We start from the raw sequence: 593 nt of genomic DNA on the forward strand, positions 1-593 counted from the left end.
CTTTCTTTTTATCTTCTTACTGATTTTCTTTTTAATCACTTTTTTTTTCTTCTTTTCCTTTTTCTTTTTTTCTTTTTTTATTTTTTTTTTTAAGCTTTTTATTTCTTTTTTCTTCTTTTTTTTTTTTTTCTTTTCTTTTTTCTTCATTTTCTTTTTTTTTTCTTTTTTTCCTCTTACTCCTTTCTCTTTTCTCCTTTTTTTTCTCTCTTTTTTCTTCCTTTTTTTCTTTTTTTTTTTTTTCTTTTTCTTTTTTTTATTTCTTTTTTATTTTTTCCTTTAACCCTTTTTCTTAATAATTTCTTTTATTCCCTCCTTATCATTATTTTATTACTCTCCATATCTCTACTCTTCCCACTCACAATTCCTCTCATACATTTCTTTAAATATTTCTCTAATTTCTTCTTTTCTTTCTCTTTTTCTTTTCTCTCCTCTTCTCCTTTTCCTCTCCTACTTTCATTTCTTTCTCTTCTTCTTTCTCTTCCTTTTCTCCCTTTTCTCCTTACTTTTTTTTCTTCTCTCCTTCTTCTTTTTCTTCTTTTTTTTCTTTCTCTTTTTTCTCTCTCTCTTCTTTCTCTCTCTTTTTCCTCTCTTTC

The 593-nt window shown here is 24.8% G+C and carries 1 protein-coding gene; it reads right to left on the reverse strand.

What is annotated here, in order from left to right:
• Nucleotides 1-302 precede the first annotated feature (302 nt).
• On the reverse strand, nucleotides 303-593 hold a 291-nt coding region (locus DNK85_RS12665; protein WP_208123180.1), incomplete at its 5' end, for a hypothetical protein.

The organism is Cysteiniphilum halobium (assembly GCF_003574425.1).
Classification (GTDB): Bacteria; Pseudomonadota; Gammaproteobacteria; order Francisellales; family Francisellaceae; genus Caedibacter; species Caedibacter halobius.